The 1219-nt window shown below is 42.0% G+C and carries 1 protein-coding gene; it reads left to right on the forward strand.

Annotated features, from left to right (window positions below; all coding sequences use genetic code 11):
* The first annotated feature begins 78 nt into the window (after nt 1-78).
* A complete protein-coding gene (locus tag C0033_RS26625) occupies nt 79-1092 on the forward strand; it encodes a tyrosine-type recombinase/integrase (protein ID WP_103230886.1) in 1014 nt (337 codons plus the stop codon).
* The last annotated feature ends 127 nt before the right edge of the window (nt 1093-1219 follow it).

Genomic DNA, 1219 nt, shown 5'->3' on the forward strand with positions numbered 1-1219 from the left:
ATTACTATAATATTTAGTCCTTGGTGGAGCTTTTCGAAGCCATCCTTTACAATTATTCGTGAAAGGAGGGCTATTTTTATGCTTGAAAAGATTTTGCAGGCGGTTATACAAGCTATGACACCAAGCTTACGGTCTGAACAACTGGACGAATTGGAAAATGTGTTGTATATCCAGTTCCATGGTGTCCAGGTAATTGAAGAAAAGTATGAGATGGTAGAATCGGTAAACGGAAATGAAGCCAAAATTAACGCTTTTATTGGTTCTAAGCACACAACCGGCCGAAAAATGAACACATTGAAACAGTACAGCACAGAGATCCATAAGATGTTACAGTTTCTTGGTAAGAAAATCGAGGATATAACAACTATGGATCTCCGGTACTATTACAGCGTTTCCCGACAAAATGGAATCGCAATGTCTACAATGCAGACGCGGCTTCATTATTTATCGAGTTTCTGGGATTTTTTGACTGTAGAAGGATTGGTTACGGATAACCCAGTGCGCCGGATCGGCAGCTTAATGCTGGAAAGGACAATTAAAAAACCGTTTAGTCAGGAGGATTTAGAAGCACTGAGAGTTAATTGCGGATCATTAAGAGATCGGGCCTTGATGGAATTTCTGTATAGCACAGGTGTCCGTGTGTCAGAACTGGTGGCATTAAATGTAGAAGATATTGAAATGGGAAAGCAGGAATTAATTGTTTATGGAAAGGGGAGCAAGGAAAGGCGGGTTTATTTAACGGATAATGCGAAATTCTATTTGAAAAGATATTTAAGGGAGCGATGTAGCCAGACTGGGACATCCATGGAGGAATTAGGAAATAGGCCGCTTTTTGCCACCTTAGACCGCCCCTTTAACCGGCTCACGGTTGCAGGCGTGCAGTATATGCTCCGCCAGCTGGGAAAACGGTCTGGCATAGCGCATGTACATCCTCACCGGTTCCGCAGGACAATTGCAACGGATCTATTAAGCCGTGGAATGCCAGTGGAACAGGTAAAGGAATACCTTGGACATGAGAAACTCGACACGACAATGATTTATTGTACTGTCAAAGAGCAGAATGTAAGAGAATCTTTCCGGAAATATGCATAAATCATAGGAAAATATGGCGGTTTTAAGCGGCCAAATGCGGGCGCTTTATTAAGTTTACCCTTTTGCAGCCCGGAAGCCATGATAGGGTAAATTTAGAGGGAAAATGACGACTAAATGATATAGTAAT

The sequence above is a fragment of the Clostridium sp. chh4-2 genome (assembly GCF_002899675.1).
GTDB lineage: Bacteria > Bacillota > Clostridia > Lachnospirales > Lachnospiraceae > CHH4-2.

Excerpts from the sequence above, each read along its gene's own strand:
- C0033_RS26625 (WP_103230886.1), top strand. The coding sequence starts at position 79 with ATGCTTGAAAAGATTTTGCAGGCGGTTATACAAGCTATGACACCAAGC.